The organism is Kocuria sp. MNB10, from assembly GCF_054073685.1.
This window is the reverse complement of sequence record NZ_CM133411.1, coordinates 1,512,737-1,525,292: the sequence shown is the minus strand read 5'-3', so window position 1 is coordinate 1,525,292 and position 12,556 is coordinate 1,512,737. Positions and strand designations below refer to the sequence as shown.

12 protein-coding genes are annotated in these 12,556 nt (G+C 68.1%); 9 read left to right on the top strand and 3 right to left on the bottom strand.

What is annotated here, in order from left to right; all coding sequences use genetic code 11:
- Positions 1-3: 3 nt before the first annotated feature.
- Positions 4-414, bottom strand: a complete 411-nt coding sequence (locus ACW9PK_RS06830; protein ID WP_368844215.1) for a PaaI family thioesterase — start codon at positions 412-414, stop codon at positions 4-6.
- Between the two features lie 246 nt (positions 415-660).
- Between ACW9PK_RS06830 and paaA the strand changes: the two genes are divergently transcribed.
- From paaA to ACW9PK_RS06790, 8 genes are all read left to right on the top strand, one after another.
- Positions 661-1,698, top strand: coding sequence for a 1,2-phenylacetyl-CoA epoxidase subunit PaaA (gene paaA / locus ACW9PK_RS06825; protein WP_457015383.1), 1,038 nt, complete (start codon positions 661-663; stop codon positions 1,696-1,698).
- Between the two features lie 2 nt (positions 1,699-1,700).
- A complete protein-coding gene (gene paaB, locus ACW9PK_RS06820; protein WP_012397288.1) occupies positions 1,701-1,997 on the top strand; it encodes a 1,2-phenylacetyl-CoA epoxidase subunit PaaB in 297 nt (98 codons plus the stop codon).
- Positions 1,994-2,830, top strand: a complete 837-nt coding sequence (gene paaC / locus ACW9PK_RS06815; RefSeq protein ID WP_457015382.1) for a 1,2-phenylacetyl-CoA epoxidase subunit PaaC — start codon at positions 1,994-1,996, stop codon at positions 2,828-2,830. The genes paaB and paaC overlap by 4 nt, the downstream gene beginning before the upstream one ends.
- Before the next feature lie 5 nt (positions 2,831-2,835).
- Positions 2,836-3,417 (top strand): 1,2-phenylacetyl-CoA epoxidase subunit PaaD, encoded by a 582-nt coding sequence (paaD, locus tag ACW9PK_RS06810; protein WP_260850448.1) that lies wholly within the window; start codon positions 2,836-2,838, stop codon positions 3,415-3,417.
- 2 nt (positions 3,418-3,419) lie between these two features.
- Positions 3,420-4,619, top strand: coding sequence for a 1,2-phenylacetyl-CoA epoxidase subunit PaaE (paaE, locus tag ACW9PK_RS06805; protein ID WP_457015381.1), 1,200 nt, complete (start codon positions 3,420-3,422; stop codon positions 4,617-4,619).
- A gap of 111 nt (positions 4,620-4,730) precedes the next feature.
- Positions 4,731-5,504 carry an enoyl-CoA hydratase/isomerase family protein gene (locus tag ACW9PK_RS06800; RefSeq protein WP_457015380.1) on the top strand — a complete coding sequence of 258 codons (774 nt, stop codon included), beginning with the start codon at positions 4,731-4,733 and terminating at the stop codon, positions 5,502-5,504.
- 189 nt (positions 5,505-5,693) lie between these two features.
- On the top strand, positions 5,694-6,554 hold the full coding sequence (locus tag ACW9PK_RS06795) for a formate/nitrite transporter family protein (protein ID WP_368835920.1): 861 nt from the start codon (positions 5,694-5,696) through the stop codon (positions 6,552-6,554).
- A gap of 265 nt (positions 6,555-6,819) precedes the next feature.
- A complete protein-coding gene (locus tag ACW9PK_RS06790; protein WP_457015379.1) occupies positions 6,820-8,127 on the top strand; it encodes an ISL3 family transposase in 1,308 nt (435 codons plus the stop codon).
- A gap of 122 nt (positions 8,128-8,249) precedes the next feature.
- Here ACW9PK_RS06790 and ACW9PK_RS06785 read toward each other — a convergent pair whose 3' ends face one another.
- Entirely contained in the window at positions 8,250-9,557 is a 1,308-nt protein-coding gene (locus tag ACW9PK_RS06785) for an ISL3 family transposase (protein ID WP_457015378.1), read from the bottom strand.
- A 316-nt stretch (positions 9,558-9,873) separates the two neighbouring features.
- Here ACW9PK_RS06785 and ACW9PK_RS06780 point away from each other — a divergent pair, with 316 nt between their 5' ends.
- Positions 9,874-11,871, top strand: a complete 1,998-nt coding sequence (locus ACW9PK_RS06780) for a M13 family metallopeptidase (RefSeq protein WP_457015377.1) — start codon at positions 9,874-9,876, stop codon at positions 11,869-11,871.
- Between the two features lie 60 nt (positions 11,872-11,931).
- Here ACW9PK_RS06780 and ACW9PK_RS06775 read toward each other — a convergent pair whose 3' ends face one another.
- Positions 11,932-12,375 carry a DUF4190 domain-containing protein gene (locus ACW9PK_RS06775; protein WP_085106815.1) on the bottom strand — a complete coding sequence of 148 codons (444 nt, stop codon included), beginning with the start codon at positions 12,373-12,375 and terminating at the stop codon, positions 11,932-11,934.
- Positions 12,376-12,556: the final 181 nt, after the last annotated feature.

Genomic DNA, 12,556 nt, shown 5'->3' with positions numbered 1-12,556 from the left:
GGTTCACGCTTTCTGGCGAAGGGGCACGGTGCGGCTGCGGCCGCGGAACTGGGCGACGACGTCCCCGTCCTGGGTGGAGACGGTGATGTCGCACAGGCCGCTGCGCCCGGTGGTGGCGATCTGGCGACCCTCCGCGACGAGGGTCTGGCCCGGGTGGGCCGAGCTGAGGAAGTTGATGTCCACGCCCTGGGCCACGATCATGGAGGTGCCGTCCGGTTCCGGGTCGTTGCACGTCATGGCGAAGCACGAGTCCGCGAGCGCGAAGATCATCCCGCCGTGCACGACGCCGAAGCCGTTGAGCATCTCCTCGCGCACGGGCATGGTGATGACGCTGTGCCCGGGGTCGGCTCGTTCCACCGTGATCCCGAGCCATTCGGATGCACGGTCCCCCGTCAGAACAGGATGATGTGGCACGGGCGCTCCTCAGATTATTCGAACGATCGGTCAGTATGTAATCGCAGAAATGTGACCCGTGTCAACAAAAATCCGTGCATGACGCGAGCCCCGTGAGGCCTCCCGCGAGCGCGGAACAGCCCCCCGAAATGTGTTGACGACCACACCGGGGGCCTATATTCTGAACGAGCGGTCAGTTATTATTGTCGGCAGCGTACAGAGTTCATCCTCCGCTCCCATCTCACCCGCGAATCGAGGACACACACCATGACTGAGCAGACCACCTCTGCGGACCAGGCGGAGCCCACCGCCGAGCAGCAGCACTTCGAGCACCTCCTCAGCGAGGACTCCCGCGTGGAACCCCGGGACTGGATGCCGGAGGCCTACCGGAAGAGCCTGACCCGCCAGGTCTCCCAGCACGCGCACTCCGAGATCATTGGCATGCAGCCGGAGGCCAACTGGATCACCCGCGCCCCGAGCCTCAAGCGCAAGGCCGTGCTGATGGCCAAGGTCCAGGACGAGGCCGGCCACGGGCTGTACCTCTACTCCGCGGCGGAGACCCTGGGCACCCCGCGCTCCGTGCTCAACGAGCAGCTGCTGAGCGGCAAGGCCAAGTACTCCTCGATCTTCAACTACCCGGCCCGCACCTGGGCGGACATGGGCGCGATCGGCTGGCTCGTGGACGGCGCCGCGATCTGCAATCAGGTGCCGCTGTGCCGCGCCTCCTACGGCCCGTACGGCCGCGCGATGGTGCGCATCTGCAAGGAGGAGTCCTTCCACCAGCGCCAGGGCTGGGAGATCCTCTACGAGCTCTCCCACGGCACCGAGGCGCAGAAGCGGATGGCCCAGGAGGCCGTGAACCGCTTCTATGGCCCCGCCCTGCAGATGTTCGGCCCCCCGGACGCCGACTCCCCCAACTCGCAGCAGTCCATGCAGTGGAACATCAAGCGCTTCTCCAACGACGAGCTGCGCCAGCGCTTCGTGGACATGATCGTTCCGCAGGCCGAGGCTCTCGGCCTGACCCTGCCGGACCCGGACCTGAAGTGGAACGAGGCCCGCGGCCACTACGACTACGGCCAGCTGGACTGGAACGAGTTCATGTCCGTGATCAAGGGCTCCGGGCCGTGCAACGTCCAGCGCATGAAGCGCCGTCGTGAGGCCCACGCGAACGGTACGTGGGTGCGCGAGGCCGCGCAGGCCTACGCCGAGCGCCAGGCGCGCGAAGCCGCGGCGTCGTCCGAGGACACGCAGGACCAGACCACCGTCATGGCGGGCCGCGGCTCCGCAGAACTGATCGGAGCGTGAGCATGAGCGAGAACCAGAACGGTAATTGGCCCCTGTGGGAGGTCTTCGTGCGCTCGTCACGCGGGCTGTCCCACGTGCATGCCGGATCCCTGCACGCCCCGGACGCCACCATGGCCGTGCGTAACGCGCGTGACCTGTACACCCGGCGCAACGAGGGCACGAGCGTGTGGGTGGTGCCCGCGGACGCCATCACGGCGTCGGACCCCGATTCCAAGGGCGGGTACTTCGAGTCCGCGCAGGGCAAGAGCTACCGCCACGCCACGTACTACACCAAGAGCGAAGGGGTGAAGCACCTGTGAGCGCGTTCGCTTCCCACGACTCCGCGACCAAGCAGTCCGCGGGGGACGCGATCACCGCCGAGGAGATCGCCGAGACCGGCGGCAAGGCGTCCGAGGCGGTCGCCCGGTACGCGCTGCGCCTGGGCGACGACGCCCTCATGCTGTCCCAGCGGCTCGGCTGGTGGATCTCGCGGGCGCCCGAGCTCGAAGAGGACATCGCGCTCGGCAACATCGCGCTGGACCTGATCGGGCACGCGCGGTTCCTGCTGACCTACGCGGGTTCCGCGTGGGGCAAGACCGAGGACGAGCTGGCCTACTTCCGGAACGAGGAGGAGTTCCGCTCCGTGCGCCTCGTGGAGCAGGAGAACGGGGACTTCGGTCAGACCATCGCGCGTCAGCTGCTGTTCTCCTTCTACCAGTACGAGCTCTACTCGGCGCTGCAGTCCTCCACGGACCAGACCCTGGCCGCGATCGCGGACAAGGCGCTGAAGGAGGTCGAGTACCACCAGGACCACGCCGCCCAGTGGATGCTGCGCCTGGGCCTCGGAACCGAGGAGTCCAAGCGGCGCATCCAGGAGGGCCTCTACTACATGTGGCCCTACCTGGACGAGCTGTTCGCGGACGAGCCCCTGCACGACGAGCTCGAGGGCATCGCCGTGCGGCCCTCCAGCCTGCGCGAGCGGACCATGGACCGCGTCACCGCCCTGCTGGCGGAGGCCGAGCTCGATGTCCCGAACGTGGCCCAGGCCCGACTCTCCGCCGCACCGCGTGACGGCTCCTACTCCGAGTACCGCGGGTACATCCTCGCTGAGATGCAGTGGCTCGCCCGCCAGCATCCCGGCGCCACGTGGTGAGCACCGTGTTCTCCCGCGTTCCGCCCCGCTCGCTGCCACCCACGGGCGGCGTGGCGCCCCGGGAGGTCCCCCTGGGGCCGTCCCGGCGCCCGGGCGATGCGCGCGACGCCGCCCTGTGGGACGTCGCCGCCACGGTGTGCGACCCCGAGATCCCCGTGCTCACGCTCGAGGACCTCGGGGTGCTGCGGGACGCCGTGGCGCGGGAGAACGAGAACGTCGTCGTCATCACCCCCACCTACTCGGGCTGCCCCGCCATGGACACCATGGCCGCGGATCTCGAAGCCGCGGTCACCGCCGCCGGCTACGAGGACGTGCGCGTGGTGCAGGTGCTGCGCCCGGCGTGGACCACCGACTGGATGTCCACCGCGGGCCAGGCCAAGCTGCGCGAGTACGGCATCGCCCCGCCCACCGGGCGCACCGCCGCCGGGCACAACTCCGGACCGGTGCGACTGAGCCTGGCCGTGAAGTGCCCGCACTGCAGTTCCCTGGACACCCGCGAAATGACCCGTTTCGGGTCCACGTCCTGCAAGGCCCTGTGGGTGTGCAACGACTGCAAAGAACCCTTCGACTACTTCAAGGTGCACTGATCATGAGCGAAACGCCGGACACCTCCGCCGTGGAGGAAGCCACCGAGGCCAGCGCGGGTGACGGCAAGCGCCGCGCCACGTTCAACACCCTCGCGGTCTCCGAGGTGCGCAAGCTGACCTCCGACGCCGTGGAGGTCACGTTCGAGGTCCCCGAGGACCTCGTGGCGGACTACGACTACCTCCCGGGCCAGTACGTGGCCATCCGGGCCCAGATCAACGGCCACGAGGTGCGCCGCTCCTACTCGATCTGCGCGGACCCCACCCCGGGTGAGATCCGTGTGGCCATCAAGAAGGACATGGGCGGCGTGTTCTCCACGTGGGCGAACGAGCAGCTCGCCGCCGGGGACACCCTCGACGTGATGAACCCGCAGGGCGCGTTCACCTCCAAGGTCAACATCACCTCCATGAACGACCCCGAGAAGCTCGCCGAGCGGGAGGTGGCCAAGAAGCGCAACGTGCACCTGGTGGCGTTCGCCGCCGGGTCCGGGATCACGCCCATCATGGCGATCGCCCGCGCGCTGCTGCGCGCCTCCGACACCGCCGCGATGGACGTCATCTACGCCAACCGCTCGTCCATGGACGTGATGTTCGCGGCGGAGCTGGGCGACCTCAAGGACAAGTACCCCGCCCGCCTGGCCGTGCACCACGTGCTCTCCCGCGAGCAGCGGATCTCCCCGCTGATGTCCGGGCGGATCGACCACGACAAGCTCGAGGAGCTGCTGGACCACGTGGTCCAGGTGGACTCCACGGACGAGTGGTTCCTGTGCGGGCCCTTCGAGCTCGTGCAGCTGTGCCGGGACGTCCTGAAGGAGCGCGGCGTGGACGAGTCCCGCGTGCGCTACGAGCTGTTCACCACCGGCAAGCCCACCACACCGCAAGGCCAGCAGGGCCGCGTGGTCAAGGCGGACCCCAAGGGCGAGAACTACGAGATCGTCTTCACCCTGGACGGCACCTCCGCCCAGGTGAAGTCTCCCACGTCCGCCGCGGAGACCGTTCTCAACGCCGCCCTGCGCGTGCGCCCGGACGTCCCCTTCGCGTGCGCCGGCGGGGTGTGCGGCACGTGCCGCGCCAAGGTCACCTCCGGCGAGTTCGAGATGGAGGAGAACTTCGCGCTCGAGAAGGACGAGCTGGACGCCGGGTACGTCCTTACCTGCCAGACGCGCCCCACGTCCGACCGGTTGAGTGTGGACTTCGACGCCTGAGTCCCATGCACTCCGCCGACGACGCCGCGCCGGGACCGCGCGGCGTCGTCGTCGTACCTGCCCGCTCGCCCCACGGGGCGCACAGGAACCCCGAACCGCAAGGAGAACCCCATGATCGACCTGACGATCGAGGACGCGATCGCCCGCGTGGTGCTCGACGCGCCCAAGAAGCTCAACTCGCTGGACGAGGCCGCGCTGGACGATCTCGCCGCCGCATACACCGAGGCCGAGCGGGCCGGCGTGCGAGCGCTCGCGCTGAGTGGCGAGGGGCGTGCGTTTTGCGCGGGCCGGGACATCTCCGCCGTAGACCCGGCGAGTGACGACACCGACGGCTACCTCACCGGCAAGGTGCAACCGCTGCTGCAGCAGATGTCCCGGTTCCCCGCGCCCACGTTCGCCGCGGTGCAGGGCGCGTGCTTGGGCGTGGGGTTGGGGCTCGCGATTGCCACGGACGTGGTGTACGTGGCGCAGGACGCGACCATCGGATCCCCGTTCGCCAACCTGGGGGCCACGCTGGACTCGGGCGGGCACGCCCTGTTCACCGAACGACTGGGCCCCCACCGCACCCTGGACCTGATCTACACCGCCGAGATGATGACCGGCGCTGAGGCCGTGGCGGCGGGACTGTTCTCCCGAGCCGTGCCGGCGGAGGAGCTCATGGAGTTCACCATGCAGCGGGTGTCGAAGGTGGCCCGCGGTGCCACGCAGTCCTACCTGGCGTCCAAGGAACTCGTGGCCCAGGTGCGGGACAACCGCGTGGGGTTGTGGGAGTCCATGGCCGCGGAGAACAAGGCCCAGGCGGCCCTGTGCGCCACGGACGACTACAAGGAGGGCTTCGCGGCCTTCCAGCAGAAGCGCAAGCCGGAGTTCACGGGACGGGGCTGAGCGCTTGGGCCGCAGCCGGGCCGCGGTGAGTAGGGACGCCGTCGGCCTTCGCTGCGCATACCTGGGCGGCTGCTCCGACGCAGTGAGTAGATCTGTGCCCCGGAAAGACCACGGGAAGCGCCTGTCCGTGTTTTTTCGGGACACAGATGTATCGCGTGATGGCTTCTCGCGTGGCCTACGCTGAGGCCCATGCCCACAGCGCGTGACAGCGAGTCCAAGCGGCGTTCCTCGGGACGCACCGATCAACCCCTCGAGGACGAACTGGTCGAGGAGTTCCAGAACACCGTCCAGGAAGGCACGGATCGGCTGCACCGCACGTGGCGGGCGTTGATCATCACCGGCCTCTTCGGCGGGATCGACGTGGGCCTGGGCATCATGGCCATGCTCGCGGTCATGGATGTCACCGACTCCAAACTGCTGGCGGGCATCGCGTTCGGCGTGGGGCTGCTCGCGTTGCGCCTGGCCCACTCCGAGCTGTTCACCGAGGACTTCCTGCTCCCCATCAACGCGGTGGTGGCCGGGCACGGTTCCTGGTGGTCCCTGGTGCGGCTGTGGGTCGTGACCCTGCTGGCCAACCTCGTGGGTGGTTGGGTGTTCATGTGGGTGGTCGTGGCGGCATTCCCCGACTTCACGGACTCCCTGGTGGAGGTGGCCTCGGGGTACGTGGCGGACGGGATCGGGCTGGAGACCGTGTGTCTTGCCCTGCTGGCCGGTTCCACCATCACCCTCATGACCCGCATGCAGCAGGGTACGAACAACGACATGATGACCGCGGTGATCTCCCTGATCGGCGGACTGCTGGTCGTGGGCCTGGGCATGCTCCACGGGGCGCTGAACTCCATCGTGATCTTCGGGGCCATGCACGCCGGTTGGGACTACTCCTACCTGGACTGGTTCGTGTGGTTCGCGTGGGTCATCCCGCTGAACATGATCGGCGGCCTGGTGATCATCTCCATCCCCCGCCTCATCCGCACGTGGGAACTGTTGATGGCCGAGCGCCGGGGGGAGAAGATCTCGGACGCGTCCTCCGAGGACGAAGAAGAGGACTGACCGTGATAAATGCCCCTCGCCGACACATGTTCGGTTTCCCGTGAAGGGTTTACCCGTTTGATCAACAATCTTCCGATCGCCCTCTCGATCGCGGCTGGAAGAGTTACCCCGTCACCGAGAACTGGGTAGCCCCCGCAGGAATGGGGCTCTTCACAGATGAGGGTGTAGCTGTGGTGCGACCTGGGGCGGCGCGTCGGTGTCGGGGTGAGGGTCGAGGTCTTCCGGTGATGGGAGTTCTCACACAACCCGTCCGGAAGACCTCGACGTGCCTGACGCTACCTTCACGCGCCCTGACCTGACTACCTTCACCCGCCTCGACGGCCTCGGTCTGGAGGTCACCGGCCAGCTGCTCGAGCCTGACCGGTCCGTGCTGGCGTGCCGGGTCGTGGAGCCGGACGACTGGTGCAGGCGGTGCGGCTGCCAGGGCGTGCCCCGTGACACGGTGAGCAGGGAGTTGGCGCACGAGCCGTTCGGGTGGCGCCCTACCACGCTGGTGCTCACCGTGCGCCGCTACCGCTGCAAGGAGTGCTCGCACGTGTGGCGTCAGGACACCACCGCTGCGGCGCCGCCGCGGGCCAAGATCTCCCGCGCCGGCCTGCGGTGGGGTCTGGTCGGGATCGTCGTCGGCCACCTGTCGATGGCCCGAGTTGCCGAAGGACTGGGCGTGGCGTGGAACACCGCCAACGACGCGGTCCTGGCTGAGGGCCGGCGTCTGCTCATCAAGGACCCGACCCGCCTGGACGGTGTCAAGGTCGTCGGGGTCGATGAGCACGTGTGGCGGCACACCCGGCGCGGTGACAAGTACGTCACCGTGATCATCGACCTCACCCCGGTCCGGGACGGCACCGGGCCCTCACGCCTGCTGGACGTGGTCGAAGGTCGGTCGAAGAAGGCGTTCAAGGACTGGCTGGCCGAGCGGGAGCAGGCTTGGCGCGATGGGATCGAGGTCGTGGCCATGGATGGGTTCGCGGGCTTCAAGACCGCCACCACCGAGGAGCTGCCGGACGCCGTCACGGTTATGGATCCCTTCCACGTCATCCGGTTGGCCGGGGACGCTCTCGATGAGTACCGCCGCCGAGTCCAGCAGGAACTGCACGGACACCGCGGACGCAAGGGCGACCCGCTCTACACCGCGCGGCGGACCCTGCACACCGGGGCTGACCTGCTCACCGACCGCCAGCACGAGCGCCTTGACAAGCTCTTCGCTGGGGACCGGCACGTGCAAGTCGAGTGCACCTGGGGGATCTACCAGCGCATGATCTCCGCCTACCGTCACCCCGACCGGGCAGCCGGCCGCGTCGAGATGAGCTCCGTGATCGACGCCCTCGCCGACAGTGTGCCTGAGGCGTTGGTAGAACTGCGCAAGCTCGGCCGCACCCTGACCAGACGCGCCTGCGACGTCCTGGCCTACTTCGACCGGCCACGCACGAGCAACGGACCTACCGAAGCCGTGAACGGTCGCCTCGAGCACCTGCGTGGCCTGGCCCTCGGCTTCCGCAACCTCACCAACTACATCGCCAGATCGCTCCTGGAGACCGGCGGATTCAGACCACACCTACACCCCGAATTGTGAAGAGCCAGGAATGGACGCTCTCGCCTGTCTGATGGGAACCCTGCCTGTACGCCCAGCAAAATCGACCATTAATTCCTCTAATGCAGCCCTTCCGCTTCGGTGTTCCAACCATTGAGGGCTCTTCAGGATCCAGGGTGTAGTCGCGGCCTGAACCCGCCGGTCTCCAGGAGCGATCTGGCGATGTAGTTGGTGAGGTTGCGGAAGCCGAGGGCCAGGCCACGCAGGTGCTCGAGGCGACCGTTCACGGCTTCGGTAGGTCCGTTGCTCGTGCGCGGCCGGTCGAAGTAGGCCAGGACGTCGCAGGCGCGTCTGGTCAGGGTGCGGCCGAGCTTGCGCAGTTCTACCAACGCCTCAGGCACACTGTCGGCGAGGGCGTCGATCACGGAGCTCATCTCGACGCGGCCGGCTGCCCGGTCGGGGTGACGGTAGGCGGAGATCATGCGCTGGTAGATCCCCCAGGTGCACTCGACTTGCACGTGCCGGTCCCCAGCGAAGAGCTTGTCAAGGCGCTCGTGCTGGCGGTCGGTGAGCAGGTCAGCCCCGGTGTGCAGGGTCCGCCGCGCGGTGTAGAGCGGGTCGCCCTTGCGTCCGCGGTGTCCGTGCAGTTCCTGCTGGACTCGGCGGCGGTACTCATCGAGAGCGTCCCCGGCCAACCGGATGACGTGGAAGGGATCCATAACCGTGACGGCGTCCGGCAGCTCCTCGGTGGTGGCGGTCTTGAAGCCCGCGAACCCATCCATGGCCACGACCTCGATCCCATCGCGCCAAGCCTGGTCCCGCTCGGCCAGCCAGTCCTTGAACGCCTTCTTCGACCGACCTTCGACCACGTCCAGCAGGCGTGAGGGCCCGGTGCCGTCCCGGACCGGGGTGAGGTCGATGATCACGGTGACGTACTTGTCACCGCGCCGGGTGTGCCGCCACACGTGCTCATCGACCCCGACGACCTTGACACCGTCCAGGCGGGTCGGGTCCTTGATGAGCAGACGCCGGCCCTCAGCCAGGACCGCGTCGTTGGCGGTGTTCCACGCCACGCCCAGTCCTTCGGCAACTCGGGCCATCGACAGGTGGCCGACGACGATCCCGACCAGACCCCACCGCAGGCCGGCGCGGGAGATCTTGGCCCGCGGCGGCGCCGCAGCGGTGGTGTCCTGACGCCACACGTGCGAGCACTCCTTGCAGCGGTAGCGGCGCACGGTGAGCACCAGCGTGGTAGGGCGCCACCCGAACGGCTCGTGCGCCAACTCCCTGCTCACCGTGTCACGGGGCACGCCCTGGCAGCCGCACCGCCTGCACCAGTCGTCCGGCTCCACGACCCGGCACGCCAGCACGGACCGGTCAGGCTCGAGCAGCTGGCCGGTGACCTCCAGACCGAGGCCGTCGAGGCGGGTGAAGGTAGTCAGGTCAGGGCGCGTGAAGGTAGCGTCAGGCACGTCGAGGTCTTCCGGACGGGTTGTGTGAGAACTCCCATCATCGGAAGACCTCGACCCTCACCCCGACACCGACGCGCCGCCCCAGGTCGCACCACAGCTACACCCTCATCTGTGAAGAGCCGCCAATCCGGCCGGTACATCTGAGTCCCCAAAAGGCCGGTGGTGGCGGGTTCGGATGGCATTTCCGGGCCTCAGATGTTCTGCGCATGACTGACCGTCCCGCCCCCGGGGTCACGACGCCGTACGGTTCCGCCCTGCGGGAACAGGCCGAGCCCCGGTGCGACCCGCCCCACCGCCGCTCAGTACCGTGGGGCTCATGACCACTTCCGTGTTTGACCTCGATGCCTTCGACCGCTCGGTCCGCCCGCAGGACGACCTCTTCCGCCACGTCAACGGTTCATGGCTGAAGGAGGCCCGGATCCCGGACGACAAGGCCAGCACCGGGGCGTTCATCGAACTGCGGGATCAGGCCGAGCAGGCGGTGCGCGAGATCATCACGGGCGCAAGCGCGGAGGGCGGCGCAGCGGCGTCGAACCCGGCGGGGCAGAGCGCCGAGACCAAGATCGCGCTGCTGTACGCGTCCTTCATGGACACGGACCGGATCGAGGAGCTCGGCGCCGAGCCGCTGCGCGAGGACCTGGACGCCGTGGCCGCGATCGACTCCCCACGTGCGCTGTCCAAGTGGTTCGGTACGGCCATGCGCCGGGGGATCGGGGCGGCGCTGGACATCGACCTGGACTCGGACCCCGGGGACCCGCAGCGCAACCTCGTGTTCGTGGGCCAGTCCGGGTTGGGGCTGCCGGACGAGGAGTACTACCGCGAGGAGCAGTACGCCGAGATCCGCGAGAAGTACGTGGCGCACGTGGCGAAGATGCTCGAACTGGCCGGATTCGAGGACGCCGCTGAACAGGCGCAGGCGGTCATGGAGCTGGAGACGCGCATCGCCGCGCAGCACTGGGACAAGGTCACGGTGCGGGACCTCACCAAGATGTACAACCCCATGGGGTTCGCGGAACTCACGGACCAGGTGTCCCGCCTGGACTGGGACGCCGTGCTCGAGGGCATGGGGCTCACCCCGGAGCACCTGAGCACCGTGATCAACGCCCAGCCCAGCTTCTTCACGGGCCTGGACGAGCTGCTCACCGACGACCTGCTGGACGCGTGGAAGTCCTGGGCCCGCTGGCACGTGGTCTCCGCCCGCGCCGCGTACCTGCCGCAGGCCTTCGTGGACCAGAACTTCTCGTTCTACGGGACCGTGCTCTCCGGGACGCCGCAGTTGCGCGAACGCTGGAAGCGCGGCGTCGGGCTGGTCAACGGCGCCCTGGGTGAGGCCGTGGGCGAACTGTACGTCGCCGAGAACTTCTCGCCGTCCGCCAAGGCACGCATGGACGAGCTCGTGGCGAACCTGCTGGAGGCGTACCGCGACTCGATCGAGCACCTGGACTGGATGACGGAAGACACCCGGGCCGAGGCGCTCAAGAAGCTCTCCGGATTCACTCCCAAGATCGGCTACCCGGAGAAGTGGAAGGACTACTCGGGCCTGCTGGTGCGCGGGGACGACCTGGTGGGCAACGTAGTGCGCACCGCCCAGTTCGCGGTGGACGAGCTCGCGCGCAAGGCCGGCAAGCCGGTGGAGAAGCACGAATGGCTCATGACCCCGCAGACGGTCAACGCGTACTACCACCCGCTGCGCAACGAGATCGTGTTCCCCGCGGCCATCCTGCAGCCCCCCTTCTTCAACGAGGACGCGGACGACGCCGTGAACTACGGGGCCATCGGCTCGGTGATCGGTCACGAGATCGGTCACGGCTTCGACGACAAGGGTTCCACGTGCGACGGCGAGGGCAAGCTGCGCAACTGGTGGACGGACGAGGACCGCGCGGCGTTCGAGCAGCGCACGGCCCGTCTCGTGGGCCAGTACGCGGCGCTGTCCCCCGCGCAGTTCGCGGACGACGACGCCGCTCCGCACGTCAACGGCGAACTCACCCTGGGTGAGAACATCGGAGACCTGGGCGGCTTGTCCATTGCCTACAAGGCATGGAAGACCGCGCAGGAGAAGAAGGACCGTCCGGACAGCGAGAGCGTCGACGGGTACACCCCCGCGCAGCGGCTGTTCATCTCCTGGGCCTACGTGTGGCAGGAGAAGTCCCGGGACGAGGCGCTAAAAACACGCATCGCCACGGATCCGCATTCTCCCGCCGAGTTCCGTGCCGGCCAGACCCCGCGCAACGTGGACGCGTTCTACGAGGCGTTCGACGTCCAGGACTCGGACGGCATGTGGCTGCCGGAGGAGGAACGCGTGGCCATCTGGTAGCGCCCTCGAGCTACGTGGACAGGAGCCCCGCCGGTCGGACCGGCGGGGCTCCTGCGCGTCTCAGACGCTCGAGCGGGATTGCTGCATGAACTCGTTCATCGCGAATCCCCAGATCGCGAAGAAGAACACGAACCACAGCACCATCAGGATCAGCAGCACCACACCGACCCAGCCCAGGACTTTGCCCGCGGTCGCCCTGCCGCCGAGTTTCTCAGCCTTCGTGGCCTGCCACAGGGCGAACGGTGCGAGGATCGGCAGGACGGTGACTCCCAGGATGCCCAGCACGAGTGACGTCTCCGAGCTGGAGCTCGCCTGCTGTTGCCGCTGGGCGTCCTCCGGTCCGGCGGGGACGTAGTGCCACTGTCCTGCGGGCTGCGCGTAGGGGCGGTGGGTATCGGCCGACACGGACAGGGGCCGCGTGTCGCGGTGGTACTCGGTCCCCGAGTACCGGGTTCCTTCCTCGTGGGGCGAGGTGCCACTGCCCGGGTGGTTGCTCGTGCTCATGACCTGTTCTCCCTACGCCAGTGGTCTGCGAGTGCGACCATCTTCTCGTGCGCGGCACGAGCGGACAAGGGTGCGCCCCCCCGCCCACGACGCCGCTTCCGGCCCCCGAGCGCATACCATCACCTCAGGATCCTGCTTCTGCACCGAGAGGCGCGTACGGAGAGCCCAGACGAAGGAGAAC